The organism is cyanobacterium endosymbiont of Rhopalodia gibberula, from assembly GCF_003574135.1.
GTDB lineage: Bacteria > Cyanobacteriota > Cyanobacteriia > Cyanobacteriales > Microcystaceae > Rippkaea.
The window spans coordinates 700,325-723,524 of sequence record NZ_AP018341.1; the positions used below are offsets into that span (position 1 = coordinate 700,325).

The 23,200-nt window shown below is 32.4% G+C and carries 12 protein-coding genes and 1 pseudogene; 5 read left to right on the forward strand and 8 right to left on the reverse strand.

Going from position 1 to position 23,200, the window contains the following annotated elements:
- Positions 1-4,345: 4,345 nt before the first annotated feature.
- Positions 4,346-4,666: a hypothetical protein gene (locus tag RGRSB_RS02165; RefSeq protein WP_119259641.1), complete on the forward strand. Its 321-nt coding sequence runs from the start codon at positions 4,346-4,348 to the stop codon at positions 4,664-4,666.
- Between the two features lie 2,120 nt (positions 4,667-6,786).
- Here RGRSB_RS02165 and cysK read toward each other — a convergent pair.
- The 4 genes from cysK to RGRSB_RS02185 all read right to left on the reverse strand — a co-directional run bounded on the left by cysK (position 6,787) and on the right by RGRSB_RS02185 (position 10,755).
- On the reverse strand, positions 6,787-7,719 hold the full coding sequence (gene cysK / locus RGRSB_RS02170) for a cysteine synthase A (RefSeq protein ID WP_119259642.1): 933 nt from the start codon (positions 7,717-7,719) through the stop codon (positions 6,787-6,789).
- Positions 7,720-7,817: 98 nt separating this feature from the next.
- Entirely contained in the window at positions 7,818-8,528 is a 711-nt protein-coding gene (gene purQ / locus RGRSB_RS02175; RefSeq protein WP_119259643.1) for a phosphoribosylformylglycinamidine synthase subunit PurQ, read from the reverse strand.
- A gap of 6 nt (positions 8,529-8,534) precedes the next feature.
- Positions 8,535-8,816, reverse strand: coding sequence for a phosphoribosylformylglycinamidine synthase subunit PurS (gene purS, locus RGRSB_RS02180; protein WP_119259644.1), 282 nt, complete (start codon positions 8,814-8,816; stop codon positions 8,535-8,537).
- Between the two features lie 454 nt (positions 8,817-9,270).
- Positions 9,271-10,755 carry a site-2 protease family protein gene (locus RGRSB_RS02185; protein ID WP_119259645.1) on the reverse strand — a complete coding sequence of 495 codons (1,485 nt, stop codon included), beginning with the start codon at positions 10,753-10,755 and terminating at the stop codon, positions 9,271-9,273.
- Positions 10,756-10,905: 150 nt separating this feature from the next.
- Here RGRSB_RS02185 and RGRSB_RS02190 point away from each other — a divergent pair, with 150 nt between their 5' ends.
- Positions 10,906-11,586, forward strand: coding sequence for an MBL fold metallo-hydrolase (locus RGRSB_RS02190; RefSeq protein WP_119259646.1), 681 nt, complete (start codon positions 10,906-10,908; stop codon positions 11,584-11,586).
- Between the two features lie 2,666 nt (positions 11,587-14,252).
- Positions 14,253-15,407: an NHL repeat-containing protein gene (locus RGRSB_RS02195; protein WP_232014596.1), complete on the forward strand. Its 1,155-nt coding sequence runs from the start codon at positions 14,253-14,255 to the stop codon at positions 15,405-15,407.
- Positions 15,408-16,709: 1,302 nt separating this feature from the next.
- Here RGRSB_RS02195 and RGRSB_RS09970 read toward each other — a convergent pair.
- The 4 genes and pseudogenes from RGRSB_RS09970 to RGRSB_RS10690 all read right to left on the reverse strand — a co-directional run bounded on the left by RGRSB_RS09970 (position 16,710) and on the right by RGRSB_RS10690 (position 19,301).
- Positions 16,710-16,847: a hypothetical protein gene (locus RGRSB_RS09970; RefSeq protein ID WP_172582015.1), complete on the reverse strand. Its 138-nt coding sequence runs from the start codon at positions 16,845-16,847 to the stop codon at positions 16,710-16,712.
- Between the two features lie 237 nt (positions 16,848-17,084).
- Positions 17,085-17,429, reverse strand: a complete 345-nt coding sequence (sodX, locus tag RGRSB_RS02200; protein ID WP_232014555.1) for a nickel-type superoxide dismutase maturation protease — start codon at positions 17,427-17,429, stop codon at positions 17,085-17,087.
- A 30-nt stretch (positions 17,430-17,459) separates the two neighbouring features.
- A complete protein-coding gene (gene sodN, locus RGRSB_RS02205) occupies positions 17,460-17,918 on the reverse strand; it encodes a superoxide dismutase, Ni (protein WP_119259647.1) in 459 nt (152 codons plus the stop codon).
- A 400-nt stretch (positions 17,919-18,318) separates the two neighbouring features.
- Positions 18,319-19,301, reverse strand: a pseudogene (locus tag RGRSB_RS10690) (succinate dehydrogenase/fumarate reductase iron-sulfur subunit).
- A gap of 570 nt (positions 19,302-19,871) precedes the next feature.
- Between RGRSB_RS10690 and RGRSB_RS02215 the strand changes: the two are divergent.
- Positions 19,872-20,267, forward strand: coding sequence for an AbrB family transcriptional regulator (locus RGRSB_RS02215; protein ID WP_119259648.1), 396 nt, complete (start codon positions 19,872-19,874; stop codon positions 20,265-20,267).
- 264 nt (positions 20,268-20,531) lie between these two features.
- The gene (locus RGRSB_RS02220) at positions 20,532-21,368 is read left to right on the forward strand and encodes a CPBP family intramembrane glutamic endopeptidase (RefSeq protein ID WP_338063337.1); all 837 of its coding nucleotides are present in this window, start codon (positions 20,532-20,534) and stop codon (positions 21,366-21,368) included.
- Positions 21,369-23,200 lie beyond the last annotated feature (1,832 nt).

A 23,200-nucleotide genomic window follows, 5' to 3' on the forward strand; every position in this document is an offset into this window, starting at 1 on the left:
TAAATTTCTTAAAATTTTCTGTAATCTCGTTAATAATGTGTTACTAATTTCTTTAACACCACGACCTATTATTGTAACCGTTAAGTGGATAGATATCACTAAAGTAAAATCTGTTTCACTGAGTACTTCATAATTTTGCATTTTCTAAATCTTCTCTCATAACAGAGAGACTTTTCTTATATTCTCTTTCTTAAAAAGAGAAAGTTGTCCACTTTCTTTGTTTCACATTATTAAACGTGAGATTAAAAAGCAAGTTAGATATAACTCTAACTACCTAAATGAAGAGATACAAAATGTCTTAAGTTTTTGATGTTTATTTAGAGCTGCTTGCTTAGTGGTGTTAGTTTGACTATTATCATCTTTAATAAAGCTGCGAGTCTGTATCATCAGACGGTTAATTAACTGTTGCCACAGAATATTTGCTTTTTCCAAAGCCTAATAGAGGTTCTGCAGTAGTTTGGAAATAATTTCAGTTAAATTCTATTTCTCCCCTTTAATTATCAGATTCTAGTTTTGAGTTTAATATCAATATCTTTATGTTCGGGGACAAATAGATATAATTGCACGTAATAAATCTAAATAACTCCTATCATAGAACTTTGTCGTTAATTAAGATGTATTTACTGTCACTTTGCTCAATATAATTCTTAATCGATACATAAAGTTTATCTTCACAATTACCAAAATTATGATTTTTATCAATCAAAATAACAAGAAAATTGGGTAAGTCTCTAAAGACACCACTATATAGATAGTAGTTTTTCTCTTAGTTCATAAGCCTCCCGATAATCTTCCCATATAGGTATCGAAAAACTTTGTACTCATGTGGGAAGATTTCTCCCTACCCAGCTATGTTGTTCACCATCACTCCATTGCGAAAGTTAACATCATTCACCGCAGTTATAACAGTCACTTTTTGAGACTAAAATCAGTTAAACTCTAGGACAACTTAACACTGAATTAGTCTATTTCTGGTTTATTGTAAGAAAAATAACATTTTTTAAGTAAAATACAATAAAGACAATAGTAATTTTCTTATGACGAAAACTAATAGTTAAAGCTAATTTTTCTCTTATTCATACATAAAATCAGTTATTTTATCTATTATCGAACCCGGTTTACAATTTTTTTGATAGTGTCATGGTTAAGAATATTTGTCTTAAGTTTATCTTGTCCTGAAAGTCTAGAGAAAGTTAAATGACTACTACCAAGGAAGAGGAGTGTGGTTGAGTTAGAATGGTTTTGAGAAACTCAATAGAGTTTAACGATTAGTTTTGTAGATAGAATTTGTTTGTTAAGTTTTTTCAGTAATCTTTAATATTTATTAATGAATATTTATAATAATTTTTAATAAAAATCTTGGAAAACTCATTTTTAAAGTGAGTAGCTTTGTCCGCATCGATTCGATTCTTTTTACTACCTAATCCTAAAATATAATAAAATTTATCTTTTAGGTAATTATTGTTTTTTCATCAACAGACTACAACAGAAGCTTTAATTTTTTGACAATTGTTTAATCCTATCATAGATGAAGTTTCTATCGTTTTAAATTGAAATACTAAACACAAAGATCAGATCTTTTTGTATGATTTAGACTATTTACGAGATAATCTAAATTTTTACCATCGATCTTGTCAAAAATATTGGATATACAGTTTTCCTATTTTGTTATCAATCGTTATTGAGTAGATGTTATATATATGTTTTCATGATTCACCTATTTTTTAATTTATAAGACTAGAGATTTGTTTCCTTTTTATTTATGAAACCATAAATAAAAAATTATTAATTAAAGTTGTTAGAACCAAATAAATATATTTTATACTTATAAAAAGTTTTATTATTCTAAATACAAATAAGTATAATGAGTTATTTATTTGATTTTTTACCTTAGGTGATTGATCGATCCAATTTAAATAATGGAGGCTCGATAAGTATCATCTTACATCTAATATCCTGAGAATACTATTGCTAGGTAAGATTTTTATTTATGATTTGTAATTTTTTTAAAAAATTTACCCAATTTATATTAATTTTAGATTAAGTAAAAATTTTCTTAAAAAGATTAATATCTATTAATTTCTTTAAGAAGATAGGAACAGTTATATAATTACAATTCTTGTATGAATCAAGTTTATTTAAGGTATTTTACCTTTCAACTATTTATTAATAAATGCTTCTTGACGTAATAATAATTAACTAAAAAATCTTATTTATTTCAGATGTTTATTGAAAGCTAATAACTATTTTTATTTATATAGTTATCAGCTAACGAATGAAACTGTCTCTCTAAAATTATGTTTGATAGAATCACTTAATCTACAGTATAAAGTATCGTCAGATTCATATCTTTTATCTTATCTTGGGATTACATTTTTTGGTACCAATAAGCGACTACTATAAATTTTTTATCAGTTTATTTATTTAGAGATATAATGTGAATATCATTAATTATTTTTACAATGTATTTTTCTTGATATTCAATACTTATAATTGTTTTTATAAACATAGATCTATAATAAACAGAATGGTAACAAAAGTAGTCCATTTTTTTAAAATTTAGTCTCAGTCTAATTAAGATTAGGACGTATTTATTTGCTATTTTATAATTAATCAAAAATTAACGCAGTTGACTAAAGCTAAATTATAACTTTTCTGATCGATATAAACTCATTCAACACGTTCAAGAACTTTAACATTATCAAAAATGTAAACAGGGGAAGTATGTTCAACCTAAACTACTTGATTAGGTTTTTCTTTTCCACAGAAGGAAATTATATATATATCTACTGTTGACCCATTTTCTACTTGAGATAGTTTTCCTAAAAACTGATTAGTAGTATTTAAAAATTTAGGATTATTTAATATTTTAATTAGTTGACTATTGTCGGTTAGTTTTACATACTTAAAGTAAAACTGAAATTTATTTCGATAATTATCAATATTAATATTGGCTATGTGGTCAATAGGCGTATAGTTTTAAGAGAAAGCGTGAAGGTTAGTCATCTAAATAATATTAGTCAACTAAGAAATTTTTGCTCTTACTTCACTTTCTAAATTTCTTAGTTGGCTAATATTATTCCCTCCTTAACTAAAAATTAACGAGTAGCTGCTAGACTTTTATTGTCAAAAGTATAACTGGTAAACTATCTCAGTACTGATGGGAAAAAATCACATTCATCAATGGGGAGCCATACAACAAATTTCTGAGTTCAGAAAGTTTAATAAAACTTGAACCTGGATAATTACATTTACACATTTAAATAGTATTAATTACTAACGGATATCCAATATTTTAATGAATTTTTAATATTATTTAATTTTAAGCTAAAACTGGTTGTATTGTATGTAGATATTAGACAATTAGGAACAGAAAATAACCCAAACGCTGCTTATTATGCAGTATTTTTAGCTCAGTTTCAAATAGTGTCTAAGTTGAACAATTCTGTTTTTCCCTGATAACACTGTACCATTATTTTGTTAATAGTTCTGGGTTAAATAATATCCCCTTCTTAAGTAAATACTGTATAGTTACTCATTATCTAAAAAATTTTTGATAAATGTTAGAGCCATTCCTACTAACAAATTAAACTTCAGCGTCAGTAATTTATTCTGAGATACTAGCCTCGATGAGATTATCAAAAAATTTTAGAGTCATATAAATCCTAAATAAAAGATTATCAATATCTTTAAAATTTAATATATTTAGCGGTTTAAGATAAAAAGAATGATAATAAGCAACTGCCCTTATCCTTTGGTTAAAAGTAAAGAGATAAATTCATTAAGAAGACGCGATAATCGCTTATTGATAAGCGGTTTAGGCAGGTTTTGAATATTTTATGGAGTGAGATAACCGATAACACCATAGCTAAATAGTCCGTTAACCAGGACTTCTATCATGATTTTCTGTATAGAACTGTGTCCATTGTTTTGAGGTTTATCATCTTTTATTGAAGGGAGTTGGTAGTTTCTGTGATGTAATGCAATCCAATCCAATCTATATTTAAATTGATGGTACTGAGAAAATTTTTGGGCTTTACGATATCTACTTGCATTTGTTATCTTACTGCGATGATTCCATGGGATTTAGGTACTTGAATAATTCAAGATTACAATGTTATTGACTTTAATTGTTTTTAACAATTTAACAATCAAAAAATATATAGACTTTCTTAAACGAATACTATCTTTACAAAATTAATCCTGATTTACATAGCTATGAAGAAGGTAAATCATGCAAATGGATGAAGAAGCGATAATAGTAGTAGAGATAAAATCTATGTCAATATCTGGTATTTTTTAGTCGCTCGAATAATTCTATCTGCTCCTTTCGGAGAAACTCCCCATGAAAAGAATTTTTGTTTTAAAATTACTGGTAACTAGCTTGTTTATTGGTTCAATATCATTATTTTCTTCTCCAGTTAGGGCTCAGATTATACAATTGGGGAATGATGTTCGTATAGATTTTTCTAATGAACGCCGTCGCCGTCGCGGAACTAACATAAGAATGCATACCGAAGATAGTCGCCTCGATGTAGGCTTAGAAGAAGAAAGAAGACCTCAAACGAGAATCAGGATATTTGACAGAAATAGTTCTTTTTCTAGTGAAGTTCGTGAGGATATTCCTGCTTCTGAGCGAAGAGTTAGGTTTTCTATTCCTTTCTAACAGATTCAGTATGGGAAATCTCCGATTTTAGTGGCAAAATATGCGTTTAGGGTTTTTCTGTATTTGTCGTTAACCAACCTAATTCACTTAAGAGTCCACGCAAGTTGCATAAAGTACACATTTAGTAAGCTCAGAAAAGCTGCAGACTTTTCGTTTTGAACTAAGGAAATATTATGAGAGAGATACAAACTAATTAAATTTATTGGAACACAAAGCAAGTTTTGTTTTGTAGAAAGTTTAGTCATTATAAAGATGAAGCTTAACATGTGAATGTTTAAATGTGTGGACATGTAGGTGAATAGTTGCTTGATTAACAGTAAACTCAGTTAATAATTCTCTGAACTTTGTCTGACTGAATCACTATTTACTGAGTTTAATTACATTTCTTCAATAATTTTGGGAGGGGACGATAACCTTCTGTCTCTATAATTGAGATGAAAAGTTTCTTTAAAAGAGTTTCTTTAAAAAGAGGGATTATTTTCATCTAAATAGATGAAAATAATCCCTCATAGCAAAAGCTCGTAACGTTTTTTAAAAAAAGCTTCTTTGCAATTGCTTTTTACTTCCGTTAAACTATTAATATAATTGACTCCAAACTACAACAAAAACAGAAAAAATTCGTCAAAAATTTCCTGTCATATTGAGAATCATAGAGTTATTGATAAAACTACTTTATTAGTTTTTTTTGTAAAAATTAAAATAAAGTTATTAACTCAGTCTAAGTTCTCAACTCTATTTAATAAGCTACTTCAGCTAGTTTCGTGATTGATACCTGCTTAATTTAAAGTTTAAAATAATTGTTTAGGTAAGGGACTAGCAATCTTTTTCACTTACCAACTCTAAAGAGAATTTTTTCTACCCTAAATCTTAAAAAATTTTAATTTTGTTCATAAATACAGCTAATTAAATCTAGTTATAACGTAGGAAATGGATTCAATTCATTAAGAGCAATTTATTTTTTTTAAAAAATTAAACTAATTTTGACGATTATTTTTTGGCCAGTTCTTAAGGATTATTTAACTCAATGAGTTTAACAAACATTAGTAAATAATTATTAAAACCTGTCTGAGAAATTTGCTAAACAACTATAGTAATCCCCTGAGCGACTTGATTTTATCTATGTCATCTTTTTCATTATCCTTTAATAGTCTATTAAAGACTAAAAACTCTGATTGCTTCAACTTTAGTTTTCAATTAATATTGGGCAGTTTTTAAGTATTAAGAAAGGGCACCTTCAAAGATTTTTCTTGTTCCTTATATAATACATCGAACTAGCATTTTAAACTTGTTCTTTAGACCATATTTACTATTTCAAAGAAAGTATCTATAACATAATTAGCTAGGTTAAAATCTTACTCAGATATTTAAATTATGTCTAAACAAATCGTAGTTGAATTTAAAATAAATAGATAACGTGTGTCGTTGGGAGTTCTGATATAATTAGCTTAGGAGAAGTACAGCTTACAATTAAAGGGAAATGACAGAAAAAAAAGTCCGTATTGAGAATAGTTGATTTTCTAGTATTGTTTTGATAAAGTCTAGAATTTTCTGAAACAATATTCTTTAGCCCCTTATGTATTGTATCTTTCTGCTTCATAACAAAGACGTTGGGAGTAGAATGATTCTGTTTTTGTATATAAATCATTATTATGACAACTTAGAACAAACCTATCTAACTTATCAATTTTACTACCTACTTAACTGAGGAAAAAACATAGATAAGCTGCCGCATTAGCCACTGGAATCAGCTGTTAAATCATTAATTTGCTCTTCTAAGAAATGAATAATGAAATTTACCAGCCGAGCTTATAAATTAGAATATAGATTTCTTGCAACCGATAATCTGAATTAATTGGTGTGGCTTGTTGAGTTTATCGGTGATATTGATGCGTAGGATTGAATATCAGCCTAGTTATAGGTGGCAAATTACTTGATTTAAGACAAGAAGTTTAACTCATTAGATATGATTAAATCTGTATCTTCTTCAAGATCAAAAGCAAAGGCTTCAGATTTATTAGACAAGCTCTCAATAAACCTGCTACGAACTTGCCTTTTTATTGGCGGACTTATCCTAGAATAAGCAACGGTCAGTATTCATCATTGTTCAGTTGAAGTGTTTCTCAACTCTCGAAGAGGGGAGTACTTAAGTAACGTTCTCCAAAACTCGGTTGAATCATGACAAGTAGTTTGCCTGTATTTTCGGGACGTTGAGCAACTCTAATAGCAGCAGCTAAAGCTGCCCCTGTAGAAATCCCTGACAATAGCCCTTCTTCTCTAGCTAAACGACGACTATAAATAATAGCTTCATCATCAGTCACCGTTACTACCTCGTTAATTAGCTCCACTTTGAGAACTTTAGGAATAAAACCTGCCCCTATCCCTTGAATTTTGTGACCGCCAGGGCTTCCTCCTGATAAGACAGGACTATTAGCTGGTTCAACGGCAATAGCTTGAAAAGTTGGCTTACGTTGTTTAAGTACTTCAGCTACCCCAGTGATAGTTCCTCCAGTACCTACTCCTGCAACGAGAATATCTACCCGGCCATTTGTATCTTCCCAAATTTCTTGAGCAGTGGTTTGGCGATGAATTTCAGGATTAGCAGGGTTGTTGAATTGTTGTAGCATGTAAGCATTCGGCAAAGTCTTCACTAGTTCATCAGCACGTCGAATACAGCCACTCATACCTTCAATTCCGGGGGTTAACTCTAATTGCGCACCATAAGCTTTTAACATCGCCCGTCGCTCTTGACTCATGGTTTCTGGCATTGTCAAAATTAGTTTATATCCTTTGGCAGCCGCGGCCATAGCTAGTGCAATTCCCGTATTACCGGAAGTAGGTTCAACTAAAAGAGTTTTACCAGCAATAATTAGTCCTTCACGTTCTGCAGCATTAATCATATTTACCCCAATGCGGTCTTTTACTGAGGCCGATGGGTTCATTCCCTCTAATTTCACAACAATCTGAGCCATACATTCCTCTGCTTGAGGAATATGGTTTAATTGTACTAGTGGAGTCCGACCAATTAACTCTGTAATGTTATGCGCAATTCTCATCTTTTTTAAATTAATGTTTACTTACTTTATAATCCTTTCGTTGTAATATTTCTATTGTTTGTTTGATGGCATTCTTTAGAATTTCTTTGCACTAAAGCTTACTCCTCTATATGAGGTTGTGGCAATTTTTCTTCAATTAATCCTTCAAACAACCCTCGCCCGTCTGTGGATCCCAAAATTGGGTCTGAAGCACGTTCCGGATGGGGCATCATGCCCAAAATGTTTCCTTTTCGATTGCCAATTCCGGCAATATTATTAAGAGAGCCATTAGGGTTTTGGTCCTCATGAATTTCTCCCTTAGCTGTGCAATAACGAAACAAAATTTGTCCGTTGTCTTCTAAACTTTTAAGGGTATCTTGCCCTGCATAATAACGGCCTTCTCCATGAGCAATAGGTAGAGTAATAATCTGTTTTGATGCATATACTTGTGTCCAGGGTAGACGGTTATTTTCAACTCTCACAGGGACTTGGTCACAGATAAAATATAAGTCTCGATTACGAATTAATATTCCGGGTAATAACCCAATCTCCGTTAAGATCTGGAATCCATTACAGATTCCTAACACCCATTTTCCTTGGTTAGCGTGAATTATGATTTGTTGCATCACCGACGAAAAACGAGCTATCGCCCCACAGCGTAGATAGTCTCCATAACTAAATCCTCCTGGTATCACTACCACATCCAAATCAGAAATATCTGTTTCTTGATGCCATACCATACGGGTTGGTTGGTTTAACAATCCTTGAGTAACCGTTGCTACATCACGATCACAATTAGATCCTGGAAAAACTACAATACCAAATTTCATCAATACTTACCTCGTTGAGGATTGAATCACGTTAACAGCTGTTACTTCAAAACAATAATTTTCGATGACTGGGTTAGCCAATAATTGATCACACATTTGCTCAAGTTGTTCTTTTGCATAGATTTCACTATTGGCTGTTAAAGTAAGTTCAATGTATTTGCCAATTCTTACTTTTTCAACCCCTTGGTAGCCTAACTGCTTTAATCCCGATTCAACTGCGGTCCCAGCGGGATCTAATACTGATGGTCTAAGGGTAACGTAAATACGACACTGGTATTGTTGAGACATAGGATGTTAATTATTGCTAGGATAATCACGAAATTTCAATACATTTGTTTTTGAGTGCGAATCCTCCGCTTACTCAAGTCTTCAAAATTGTGCTATTTTGACTCCAGCCTAGGATTCATATTTAGAACCCAACAGTCAAGATCAACCCTCGGGACCAGCCACTTTACAATCTAAAGAAACGATGTAAGCGCCAACCTGAGTCGGTAGATAGTCCATTTATAGTTTAATCCCCCATGGTCAATACTGTCTTACCTGTATCAAGTACAATAAGTTTCTATTGATAAATGTCCTGTACATGACTAAAATGAACTTTTTAAGCATTTCTATCGTTTTTAAGCCCACTATCATACCTTAAAATTTTTGGACAATTTTCCAAATATCAATCAATTGAGCCAAGACACTATTGGTTTTTACAGACTTAGTTTTTAGTCAATCAATTTAGCTTTTGACTAGTTTAAAGATTTAACCATTGAGCTACTGTCCCAGGTAAAGGAAGTAAAATCATTATCAGCAATGCTAATGAAAACAATCCTAAGACATCTCGTCTGCCATCTAATTCTGTTACATCATTCAGGGCAGTTTGCTCAGAAGTCGGCATAAAAAAGAGTAGAATTGCCCATAGTAAAAACTCCTGTCTAATAATTCCTAAAGCTAAGACAAACATTCTAGTAAATTGACCAATAATAATTGCTGTTCGTTGGCCAAACATCCCATGAACAATATGTCCCCCATCGAGTTGTCCCACAGGCATTAAATTTAGAGCCGTAATAATTAATCCTACATAACCCGCAATGGCTAACGGATGAAGATAAATTGCTTTTTCAGCAATAAAGCTACTCCCAAAAACCAATTTAGCCAAAATAGCAAATAGAAAAGAAATTCGAGGATCGAATGCTTGTAGACTTAATAGGTTAGATTCCTCAACCTGAGGCACAACTTCTGATAAAGATAGTCCCCATAGTAGAATGGGAACAGTTACAATAAATCCGCCCAAAGGTCCTGCTATACCTACGTCAAATAAGGCTTTACGATGGGGGATAGGAGATTTTATCTGTATGAATGCTCCGAAGGTTCCTAAGAAAAAAGGGATAGGAATAAAATAAGGTAAGGTCGTAACAACTTTATAGCGAATAGCAGTTAGATAATGACTTAGTTCATGAATCCCTAAAATGATAATTACACCTAGACTATAGGGTAATCCTTTTAATAGTAATCTTAGATTTTCTTGCCATTGTTCTACTGAAATGCCAGCTATTTCAGTCCCAACAATTGTTGTAGTCAACAACGTCAGTAATAGTAACCCTAAAGCAAATAAAGGACGGGTGGTAGGTTGTTCTGGTTCTTTATGTTGGGATTTAGCCCAAGGATTAGCTACTAAGGCAAAAAAGGGTTGTCCCTGTAAGCTTTCCTGAAAAAGAATTAAAAATCGATCACCAAACACCCGCTCAATATTAGTTTTAATTGACTGATAAGCTTTTTCTGGAGCTGTCCTTAACTTTCCCCGACAAAGAATGGCTTGGGGACGATAATCTAAATTCTGCAAGTAATACACTCCCCAAGGGAAACAATCTCTCAATGACTGTTCCTCAGTGGCGGTAATCGGACGGATGAAAACGGGATTTTCTAGAGTCTTTATCTTTTTTTCAAGGTTAGAGGATAAAGAAGAATTACGACTATCTTGGTTCTCTGTGAGAATACGTCCAATGGAAATCAACCACCCATAAGTAATAAAACAAATAAATAGGGGCAAGATAATCCACACAAAGGGAATAGGTTCTTCTTCTCCCATTACCATATACCATACTGTCCAAGCTATGGGAGGAGTCATAACAACTAACCACAATAGCCAAGCAGGGGTACGAGTGACTGACGTTACCGTGCGCCCAATGAGGATATAAGTAATAATGCTTAAAGTAAGTAACAGTAAAAGTAACCACATAATTATCTATTGAAGAATGTGTTAAGAAATCGTCTCCACCGTTCATGATTAAGACGATTCACTAAATTAAGGAATAATAGAGTCATAAGGCCACACTCAATTTTGAGATTCCCTGTAATAAAGTAACAAGGATTCTGCTTTTCACCTATCATGTTTCAAAAGACAGCTAGGCTCTCTAAACTCCCTCGTCAACTATTAGAGGGGTTGTTCGCTTTCCCCTCCAATAAAGATACTTTAGGCGGGGCAGCTTACTTTATTCTAGAAAAAACTGGCAATATCTTGGTAGATTGTCCCGAGTGGAATAAACAAGTTGAAGACTTTCTTCAACAACACGGAGGGGTGCGTTATTTATTTATCACTCATCGTGGTGCTATAAGTAAATCGGTAAAATCTCTACAAAAAACTCTAAAGTGCTCAGTTGTGATCCAAGAACAGGAAGCCTATCTGCTCCCAGAGGCAGCCGTAACTTCTTTCGAAAAAGAAACCTTTCTGAGTCCAGATATTAAAGGAGTTTGGACTCCTGGACATTCTCCAGGTTCTTCTTGTCTTTATTGGAGCTTCCATGGAGGAATTCTTTTCACTGGACGGCATCTTTTGTGTGATCTCTCAGGGACTCTAAAACCTTTACGGTTAGCCAAAACGTTCCATTGGTTACGTCAGCTAAAGAGTGTTCAGATGTTACTCGATTACTTCAACTCTGGCTCCCTCACTTATATTTGCCCAGGAGCCAATATAGGATTTCTGCTGGAAAAAAGATTGATTGACAAGGCTTATGAACAATTATCTACTTTAAATCTGGATAATCTTCGCAACACTCCCATCAGACGATGATTTTGTTCATTTTTTACTAGTTCTTTCATTCTGATAACTCTGTTCTTTTTTTTAAGAGAAAATTGATAAACTTTAACATAATACAATGATTTACTCATAAATTTAGGAGAATATCATCTGATAGCAGGATTATTTGGATTGTTCGGTAACAAAACCAAGTATGTTGATGAATTTAGTGTATAAGCCTTTCAACGGAAAAAAAGAAGTACTTCATTTTTGTTTGAATCTGATGACGCAAAAAGCTTAGAAAATGCGGAGTTTGTAAAAAAATATCTTCGATAAAAAAAATCTTACTGACAACGTTAGGTGTTCGATCCTAACAATCTACTTCACCTTAAACCTCAATCTAGTTCCGCAATAAAAGCAAACACCTAACGTTGTTGTAGCGATAGCAGCATAGATATATTTTATCAACTAGACCTTAAGCTTAACAAGTAAGTTAATCTAGTTTTCTAAAAATTCTTTATAAGACGCTAAATAACTAGGTTAGGCAGAGACAATCTATTAATTATCTCTGTTTTTAAGTTTAAGCTTTTTTATTTAGATAGTGTGACAATTTTAATCACTTTTAATCGAATTAAAAAAACTCTATCAGATTGATTAATGATCAAAAAATTTGATATCAGACCTTAACGTGTTAAGGCATGTAGTCTCCTTGTTTTAAGAATTTTAGATATTTTAGCAACTGTAGGAGCCGGTACTTATTATTTTAACTAGAAGTCTTATGCCAGAAGTCTCCCCTTCTGAGACAGCTTAAGTTATCTCAAAATTAGCTATTACCAGTGGTTTTATAATCACTAACTCTCAATACTGGAATCAATTGATTCAATACGGAACTCCCGAAGGACGACAGGCAATCAAAGATTATTTTTGATAATAGTAAAAAAACTCTCTCTAATAATTAGATTACCTTTAAGCAAAGTATTTGACATTGGGTTAAGAACATAACATTAGTTTTTCTTTCTCCTTAACCTGGAAATACACAAACATATTTTAGAACTACACAAAATAATTAATTATGAAAGCAATTATTTTTTTTAACGTTATCTGCAGATACTATCCTAATTGAAGTTGATCTCATTCTTAATCCTGTCCAATATAACTTAATCAATAATAAATTTAATTTGTATTTTCTTATTTTAATAAAATAAGAAAATACAAAATCTTTCTACTTGCTCTGATTATGGAGAGTAATTTATTGAAGAATTTATTTTTTTTTGCTAAAATCAGATATATAATTATCTTCCTAATAGAATACTTTTTTTATAAATTCTATCTTTTAAAAAAGAGCCTATGAACTAAAAAATCTTAACCTAAATTAAGTTATTTTGTATTTGATTTTAGAATATAATCCTATAAGGTTTCTTCCGTTTTAATTCTTCCAAATTTGTAGATATACGATTACTAATTATCTATGTTTACCATAGCAGGGTTTTTTTAAAAATTTTTTCTATTTTAGATTAAATATTTTTAGTTTTGTAGTTAATAAGCTACTCTTAAAACTGTCTATTTTTGCTTTTATAAGCTTAACTTAAATCAACTGGCTAATTTATTAATTATTTTATAAATAAACAAAATTTAATATATTTTTCACTTTAATTATTTTTTTTAAATTTTCTAACCTATAAGATATTTTCAGAAGTAGCTACTATTATTTATACAGATTTTTACTTTTTATATACTCACTTTTTGGTTTACGTTAACTAAGATATAGGAGTAATAAAAGTTTTGTTATTTTTTTTAGAATTTCAATTACTTCTCTCTTATTAGAGATAGCTTTTTACGATCTTATTTAAGCTAGAATAATGTAAACTATGAGTACATAATATAGTTATAATATTTGTCTAATTTACGGTTTAGAGATTATTAAATTTAATCTAACAATTATTATTGTAGTTAATAAATATTTGTAAAATTTATCCTATTCTTTAGGCTAAATTGTTAAAATTTTAAAAATCAGTTCTATGGTTAGAGACTTTATTGAAAATAAAAAACAAACTATTTTTTATAAAAAAATAGTTTGTTCAAAGATTAATAATCTAATTAAGCTAGAGATTAATTAGTAATTTTTTTTCTGGAGATAATTATTACTTCTTCTTTGGAGTTAGCTTTTAGTTAATTTTTAATAAACTAACAATTTCTATGAGCATTGATAGTCTTTTAGTTAAGCAATAGCTAGTAAATAATTAACTTTTAAAAAATAAACTCTGTCCCAATCATAGCCTTAAGACATCCAGTCTTTGCTGTTAAATAGAAGTTAACCATAATTTAGAGGATAAGAAACCGGCCTCATAAATAGCCCATACAAGAGGGCTATATACATACAATAAATAAGCACTAATCGAAAAATCAATAATATTTTTTTGTTTTGCTATTTAAGAAATAAATTTGGTTTATTACAAGACTAAAAAATAAAAATTAGAAATAATAAATTTAAGAGTAAGTTAGATGTAAATTAATGAGCTATTATTGTTTAGGTTTAATGATTGGAAGCATTACATCAAAAGATAATGTCAATTATAAAAAAATCAAAGAATCAGGAATAATATCTTTTATATATTAAAATAATCTACATATGAAGATCCAATGCCATCGACAGTCACACAAACTCTGCTGATTTATATATTGTGAAAAACTTCTTCCAAATTAACCGAAACTTTCCCCTTATAGCTGACACAGATGAACCATTCTGTCAATTTCTTGTTTCCGAAGGCGCAGCTGTCATTTTAGGTGAACAGTCCTCTAATAATTTGGCTATGCCCCTAAAACCTGATGCCACTACTATGTTTGGTCCAAGAGGTGTTTGTTTAGTTTCCAAAACTGGTCCGTTATGGGTAGCAGACACAGGGCACCATCGACTGTTGGGATGGAAAAATCGTCCTGAAACTGATGCCCAACCCGCAGACTTGGTAATTGGACAACCAGACTTTCATCAGGAAGGACAAAATGCCAATGGAACTCCTCAAAGCAATACCTTCAGTGTTCCTACAGGAATTTGCACTTGTGGAGAAGGATTAGCGGTAGCTGATGCTTGGAACCATAGAGTCTTAATCTGGAAAGAACTACCTCAAGATCATAATGTTCCTGCAGATATTGTATTAGGACAAACAGACTTTCACCAAAATCAAGTTAACCGAGGAGAAATTAATACAGCTGCAGATAGGATGCACTGGCCCTATGGCGTTTTTTATCATCGAGGCTATTTTTTTGTCGCAGATACTGGAAATAGACGGGTGTTAGGGTGGAATCGACTCCCGGAAGTTAATGGACAACCGGCAGATTTTGTTTTAGGACAGTCCCAGATGAATCTGCGAGACGAAAATGGAGGAGGAACCCCAACCGCTTCAAGTATGCGTTGGCCTCATACGTTAGCAATTTGGCAAAATAACCTAGTTGTGACTGATGCGGGAAATAATCGTGTAATGATTTGGGATGGGATACCAACTGAAAATAATGTTCCCTGTAAACTAGTTTTAGGTCAATCAAATTTTCAAGATGTAGAACTTAATCAAGGGGTTTATTGGCCATGTTCTAGTAGTTTAAGTATGCCGTATGGCGTAGCTGTTCATAAGCAATGGCTGATGGTGGCAGACACGTCTAATTCTCGTTTATTAGGGTGGACAGAGTCCCTAGAGATGGGTATCTCTTCCCAAGGATTAATAGGTCAACTTAATTTTCGTAGTAAGGGAGAAAATCGTTCCTACGGGAGGACTTATCGTAATAGTTTAAGTTGGCCCTATGGTATCTCGGTTTGTGGTGATACGGCTATTGTTGCTGATTCTGGAAATAATCGGGTTTTATTATGGTCTATTCAAAGTTGAAACCAGTAAGTAATCAACTCTAATTAGCACTTTTTATGGTAACTCTTTTCGATAACTACTTTTATAAAATTTTTTTAGCTAAATCATATTCATTACAAAATATCTTTCCGATAATTTTATGAGCTTTTACTGATGCCATTTTCCTTCTATAAAAAGATATTAATTATTTTTTTTACTCTGTAAAATTACTTTGTATTTTCCAACCTTTTCTATATAAGAAAAACCTATTAAGGTCTATAGACTACAATTGAATAGCTTTTTAAGAGGTTTTATCTATTCTTTATTACAAGTTATTTTTTTCTATTTTTTGGATAATTCTACAATTTTTTCCCTTGAATAGTCTATCCATAAATTGCTTTTCTAATTATATATACTAATAATTTCATAGAATCTACAATTTATTTAACCTTCCATTGTCTTGGATTTAAACATGATATTTCTATTTTTATTTACATTCAAGAAATAATTTTAAGATCGCGAGTTAACATTGATAATGTTTGTTCTTTTAATTGAATCAGCTAAGTTTTTAGGCTGACTTATATTCAGCGATTGCTAGATAAGTGATAAATTTTTTATTTTTACCTAGACAACAAACTATCCCTAAATTAGGTATCATTGACCTTAAACTTATTAATATAATTCAAAAAAAGAAACTATAACTATTCTTAATCTTAATTAAGTTTCTATCTTAGAAGTAATTCATTTTTTTTTATTTAAAAAATAATCGAGCAATTTAGTTAGGCTATCATGAAGTACGTAATGCTATTTTTTTATTATTTTACAATGTTCAATTTCTGTCACTAGCTTTTCAGTTAGTTGTTTCCCGTTCTAAAGTACGGTTTTGAATGATAACTTCTAAAGTTTAAGTTTTGTTGATTAATTGTAGATTAACTTTTTTATAAACCTTTTATATTTTTATTGGTTTTCTGAAGGAACTTACTAATAAGGCTAAATAATTCAGTTACAATAAAGCTCAATCCCAATAAACTTATAAATTAACTTGTATTGAGATGAAGAGTCGTCATTGCTTTCATTGCTTTTTAATATGAAGTAAATCAAGACATAACATAAATAAAAATCAGTTCTTATGTTCGACATGACGTATAAAACTAATGTTTGTAATCTAAGTTTTTTAGGCAGGTTTTAATTTTTTGTAAATGAACAAAAAGAAGATTACACTGAACTAACGATATAAAATAAACTAGTAAAATGTCAAATAGAAGAACTTCAGATTTATTTATATAAGACAAAAAGTTTAAATCTAGTAATATCTCCCAAAATGAGAGTAGCATTTCGCGTATTTTATTTTTGTTGGTTTTGTTGTTGATATTGACTAATTATATGAACAATCATGCCAGAGGGGAAATTAGGAAACGGAATTAAATCAGCAACGCAAAAAACAACAGTACTAGCTAGGAAGAATTTTAAAAAACAACTCATGATGATAGACCTGTGTGCAATCTCCTCTTCACTATCTTAGAATTAACTTGCTTAAATCTTCCTCTAATTGGATGAACTACTTAAACTCTCATTTTTACGAAAATTTAATCGATTAACCACGAACCTATCAATGGAACTGATATAGTAATGACTACTGTAGTAATTTACGAAGTGATCAACCAATATATTTTAGAATAGCCAGAAATTGATAATGATATGGAAATCCTAGAACATGTTTCAAGGAAATTTACTAGTAACTTTACCGATAATATGATGAAGGGTTATAAAACCAAAATACCGACTATCATTACTTTCTGCTTTATTTTCCCCCAACAAAAAACAGTTACCATTTTTATCAACTAAAACAACTCGTTTGATAATCTTTAAATTATGACGGTAAGGATGCTTAGCTACGACTAAGTCCCCTATTTCGGGCAAACGGCGACGGTAGGCTCTTGTGTCTACAAGGACCTCCTCTCCTGCCTTAAGCAGGGGAAACATAGAAGCCCCTGTAACACAAAACCGTTGACGCAATCTTAACAACCAGAAAAGTAATTCTTGATTCTTACTAGTAATGATCAACTGTATGTACACTACCTAAAATAAACAAATTTAGCTAGCTCTTACCCAGACTACATCCCGATTCTTGCTGGACCAGAACATAGTATGAATTTTCTCAACAGTAGCAAGTAATTCGGTGGCTTGGTCCAAGCTAACTCCTACCTTACACGCAGAGCAAAGTTTAGCTGCTTTCCAAAAAGTGTCGTGAAGATCAGGATATTTTTCTAAATGTACAGGTTTAAAGTAGTCAGTCCAAAGAATAAGTAATTCTTCTTTAGTTTTTTGTGCTTGCTCTTCCTTAATTGCGATATAGCGAGAAAGAGTATTAGCAGTGCCATGATCTCCGACAGAAGGATTAAGGTCTAAGATTTTCTTCGTCATAGACAATACCGCTTCAGCGTAGATACGAGCAGAGGCGGTATCATAAACACCACAAGGTCCATCGCAGTGAGCACTAACCTCTGGCGCACGGAAGTGCTTTTTAATTTGAGTAGCAATTCTGTTGAGCATAGTTTTCTGAGATATATCTAATCTTTCAATAAAACGTTCGTAAACGTCATTATAAGGAGCTGTTGTTAGGGAAAACTTTTCCTGTAACTCCCCTACTCCTAATTTTAATTGAAAAGTGTAGGCATTTCAGATCTTAAAATTCTAGATTCTTGCCTTTACCCTTATGGTTTCCCAATAGTTACACTATATTGATTATTTAAATACTGTCCAAACCTTTGAATACAAAGGTTTAGAATGTTAAAACTGACCGAGGAAAATGAACTGTTTTGCGGCTTATACAGCTTGGGTAAATCATCCTTCAGCTTACGTTGTGGACATTTTTGATGCTTCCTTTCGGTAAGATAGTAATTAAACCTACCAATATCATGGAATTGATAAGCAGACTCAAAATGACTGCCTCTTAGCAGCTTTTTGCTTGTACCCGTTCGATTAGTAATCGAACCTCATCGGTTCCTTTTGATGGTTTAAAAGTGAGGGAAAACTTACCACTCGCTACCATTCGTACCCCCAAAGGAACAAGACTAAACAATCCTTTTAAATCTCTCAAATAATTCCCTACTACAAATAGTCCAAACTTACGTTCATCAATCCATCCCCCTTGTTTGACTAAGTCTACCAAAACTTTACGATGCCGAATTGCACGACTGTATTGAGAATCTTTTGTGGCTAAAATTTTTTGTTTAATGTAACCAATTTGGTTCATGGGGAAAACGCCCATGGGACACACGGCATTACAAAAATAGCAACGAGTACACCCCCAAACTCCTTAGGTTACATCATTATGAGTTTCTATGCGAGTTTCAGTTTCTGTATCCCGTGAATCAACTATCATACGTTGTGTTTTGGCGAGAGAGTGAGGACCAACAAAATCGGGGTTAACCTTAAGAGCGTTACATTCGGAATAACAGGCTCCACACATGATGCAGCTGCTGGTCTGATTGAGACGTGATCGCTCTTCGGGGGTTTGCAGGAATTCATGTTCAGAAATAGAATGTGCCTTTATACTGACGTAGGGTTCTATGGCTTCTAATTTTTTCCAAAAAAGGGACATGTCCACTACTAAATCCTTAACTACTGGGAGGTTTTCTAGGGGGCAATGGTTATGGTTGGCGTTTTTTCTTTCTCAGAGTGTCTAAATTTTTCAAGTTAACTGCCCACATTTTCTTTGCAAGCAAGGGCAGAACGACCATTAATTTTCATGTTACAACTACCACAGATCGTATTACGACAATTTTTACGAAAAGCAAGAGTTCCATCTTTTTCCCATTTAATACGATTGAGACAATCCAAAATAGTTGCGTTCAACTTCACGTCCAAGCTATAAGTCTGTGAATGAGGTGTTTTATTAAACTTTTGTCGCAGAATTTTAAATTGAACTTTCATAGGAAAGACATAGGAGAATTTATTAGAAGAGGAGTAAGGATAACCATATCTATTAGTTTAGTATGCCAACACATTCACTAAAATATCTTAATCATTATTCCATCACAGCCACAATAGAGATTGTCGAAAGTTGACAATCTCTATTGTGTATCTTCTTGCTTAGCCTTCTTTTAAGACTGCAATTAAACGGCGAGGTTTTTTCAACTTCTGGGGCAATTCCATAGATTGAAATCCTAGCAAATGGCTCCGCGACTTTCAGAGTTAATCCTTTCGTCGACCCATAAGTATATTCCCCCAAACTCAGTATTACAAAGGTTATCCAGATTGTAGAGTCCAACTTTAAAAAACTTATTTTTAGACTGAGTAACTCAAATTTATCACGATCTTAGGGGTAAATTTTCTGAAGGGGAGGCACTTCTCATTGCATTTTGTCTTCTTGAACTGTCTGCTTCTCCCGTTCATAATTGTTGAAAATTTTCTTGATTTTATTAGGAAGATAACGCTATATTTTTGATATGGTCAATAAAAGCAACGATCATTAAACTTCAATCAAGGAACATCGATAACATCATGACCGACAAACCAATCCCTTTAACGGGAAAAGCCCTACTTCAAAAAGTCAAAGAGCTATCCCACAAACCACGGAGAGAAACAGCCAAAGATTGTGGCTATTACTCGGTTACAAAAGACGGGCAAGTCCGCGTCAATTTGACGGAGTTCTATGACGCGGTGTTGGGAGCAAAAGGAGTTCCTCTTGAGCCAGGAACTGCTAAGGATGGTCGAGGACGTGAACCCACTTACCGTGTAAGTGTCCACAAAAATGGTCAAATTGTCATCGGATCAACATACACCCAAGAGATGGGATTGAAACCTGGAGATGAGTTTGAAATTAAATTGGGATATAAACACATTCACCTCAAACAAATTGGAGATGATGGAGAGGTCGTTGAGGAAGAAGCGGCTTAGGAATTATTTGATCTAGACAAAGATTATAGAATCTCTTGAGCCTAAAAAACTCCATTGGATGGGTTCACCTTTACCTGTTCTTATTAGAGTCTAATGGATAAAATTAGTCCTAAAGGCCATCGTCTTACCCGGGGCGGCGTAATATAAGAAACAGACGTTAGCCCCCATAGATTTCTCTGGGAAACCTGTCCGAATTCAAATATTTTTCTAGGGTAGTAACGATAGATTCTTCATTAGGAGATATAGACAGTATAAGGAATAATTTTGTTATCCCAATTGTATTCTTGGATAATTTTGCTCCCGACTCTTTCTGGGACAGTCAAAGTGTGCCTCTTTCTAATCACTTGGTTTATACTCTGGCTACCTTTGGCTTGGTATATAGCCAGGAAAGTTGGCTGGCAACCCTTTAGTCCTTTAGTGGGTTCGGAAAAACTCTCTCTTGTTATGTCCCTTTATTTAACTGTTCCTCTTCTAGTATGGCTAACTATTTCAGTAGAAGGAACATTAATATCAGACTATGGACTAGAGTTGCAACTAACTTTTTTAATTTCTTTACTTTTGGGAATAGGATTAGGAATTGCTGGTTTAGGAATTTCTTTTGGACTCGAAGGATGGTTTGGTTGGTTAATTTGGCAAAAAAATAATTTATATCGTCTGAGTAAACTGGGAATACCTTTGTTAGGGTTAGGACTTTGGGTAGGAATTACTGAAGAATTAATCTTTCGGGGAATTTTACTCAATTTACTACAACAAGACTATTCCCTAGGAATAGCTGCTATTATCTCCAGTGGTATTTTTGCCTTCTTACACTTACTTTGGGAAAGACAAGAAACAATTCCTCAACTCCCTGGATTATGGATAATGGGTATGATTTTGGTGTGGGCTAGAATAATGGGCGAAGGAAGTTTAGCTTTAGCATCAGGACTCCATGCGGGGTGGATTTGGGGGTTATCGTGCATAGATGCGGCTGAATTGATTTCTTACACTGATAAGGAAGCTACTGGGGGAGTTGGTTGGAAAAGACAACCTTTAGCTAGGATATCCGGGATTTTTTGTCTGTTGGGAACAGGTTTAGTTTTATGGCAATTATCTTTATTTTAATCTAGGAAGTTTATTCAACTAGACTGAGCAATCATTTGACTGTCGACTAAAATTTTTCTGGTTCATAAATATCCGACTGTAATTTGTGAAAATTACTATCCATCCACCAAAAAATATAGTTTAATGCAATCACTTCTTGTAATTTCCACCGGACTAATTTAGTAATTGTTCTTCCCGTATCTTTATCATTAAAGAGTTGTATCTAAGTCTTTTAACTTTATGACCGGAGAGTTACTGAGCGATCACCATAAAAATAGACTACCATTCCTCCTTTTTCAGAACCTAATTCTCTGATAATTAATTTCATTCTTGGTTAATTATCGATAGAAGCTTGCAATGTTTGTTCAAGGATATCTTTCATGGAATAAGATTTGCCAAATCTAATAATAGAATGCCAGCTATAACAATTCTTCTGATAGTTCTAATGTGGAGAAAGTCAGTTAATTGAAATTCTTGAGCTAATTATAAAGCTATCGAGACAATTGGTTTAATAATTCGTCAACCTTTGATTTTAGCTTTATTAAAGTACTGTTTTACCCAAGTCTTTACTAGAATGATTGAGAGATTAACCCAACTAATAACATCTCATCAATACTTAATATTTAAATGTGTTTCCTTTTTATAAAAGTTAATTTATTGAGTTATTTAACTGCTTTTAAAATTGATGTGGTTGGAAAAATTATTCCAATCTATCTCGATAAAGATTTAACTCATAAACATTTAATAGTTTATCATTGAAATACACTTCTGTTATTTCCATTGAGGGTAACAGTTTAGTTTTTAATAGTTCTACTAAACGTAAAAAAAGAGAGTACTGTAGTAAACTTCAGATGACAGAAAAATATTATATCAAGTAATTATCAATATCAGAATCGTTCAAATTCAAACCAACATTCATTAAATACCCATGACATTATCATGACATTATACTGAGCCTGAGCTGAATAATTTATCTTTTATTCTAAAACAAATTCTTGACTTTTCTGTCTGGTTCCGAGGTTTAGTCAGATTAGGGATAAGTCTATAATTTCTACCCAAAAATCTATTACTAATAATAAACTTTTTTGATTACTCTACATTCTAACGCTGCTACAGTATGTTTATCAACATAGTCTCACTTGCTCAATAGACCAACACTAACATAACTAGCCTAACCAACAATGGTAACTTTTAGAAAGTCTACTGGAACGGTTATAATTACCGAGTCAAGGCTAAGAATTTCTTCTGCTTTAAGTTGTTTTACTAATTTAAGTTAAAGATCGTTTTCTAATCTATTCAAAGAATATAATTTTTTCATCCAAATTTTGCGGTAAATCTTAGACTTATAAGCTAATCCCTCGCTTAAATCTTTGAAACAATCTAAAATCTAGCCCGCGACCGGGTATGGATTGTCTTTCGATCACTTAAAACTCAGTAGTATTTTCTAAATAGAGTAAATTGAGGATTGATAAAGATTTACTGCTTATATTGACATTGACAAGATAGTTTCGACAACTTTACACTTTCAGCCTATTCTGTGATTGGATTCCAATAGATGGTAACGATGTTAATTGTCCTGAAGTCGATAACATAAGACATGTTAGGTCGAAAGAAAATCAGCCAGATCAAATATTAACAAATTAGGAACAAGAACAATTTATTAAAGTTAAAAATTCTAATAATCAAGTCAAAAAGTTGAGTTAACATACTCTTTTCAAGATAAATCTTAAATTTTTCTTGAAACTTTTATACATGGCGCAAAACTTCAAGAGAGTAAGGACAGCATAATCGGGTGCAATAGCACACACTAAAAATCTGTGTGAAACCAGACTAGACTAACACGAAGTCACTAG

Excerpts from the sequence above, each read along its gene's own strand:
- purQ (WP_119259643.1), bottom strand. The coding sequence starts at position 8,528 with ATGAAATTTGGTATTGTAGTTTTTCCAGGATCTAATTGTGATCGTGAT.
- RGRSB_RS02165 (WP_119259641.1), top strand. The coding sequence starts at position 4,346 with ATGAAAAGAATTTTTGTTTTAAAATTACTGGTAACTAGCTTGTTTATT.
- cysK (WP_119259642.1), bottom strand. The coding sequence starts at position 7,719 with ATGAGAATTGCGCATAACATTACAGAGTTAATTGGTCGGACTCCACTA.
- RGRSB_RS02215 (WP_119259648.1), top strand. The coding sequence starts at position 19,872 with ATGACCGACAAACCAATCCCTTTAACGGGAAAAGCCCTACTTCAAAAA.
- RGRSB_RS09970 (WP_172582015.1), bottom strand. The coding sequence starts at position 16,847 with ATGAGTTGTTTTTTAAAATTCTTCCTAGCTAGTACTGTTGTTTTTTGC.
- sodN (WP_119259647.1), bottom strand. The coding sequence starts at position 17,918 with ATGCTCAACAGAATTGCTACTCAAATTAAAAAGCACTTCCGTGCGCCA.
- RGRSB_RS02190 (WP_119259646.1), top strand. The coding sequence starts at position 10,906 with ATGTTTCAAAAGACAGCTAGGCTCTCTAAACTCCCTCGTCAACTATTA.
- purS (WP_119259644.1), bottom strand. The coding sequence starts at position 8,816 with ATGTCTCAACAATACCAGTGTCGTATTTACGTTACCCTTAGACCATCA.
- RGRSB_RS02185 (WP_119259645.1), bottom strand. The coding sequence starts at position 10,755 with ATGTGGTTACTTTTACTGTTACTTACTTTAAGCATTATTACTTATATC.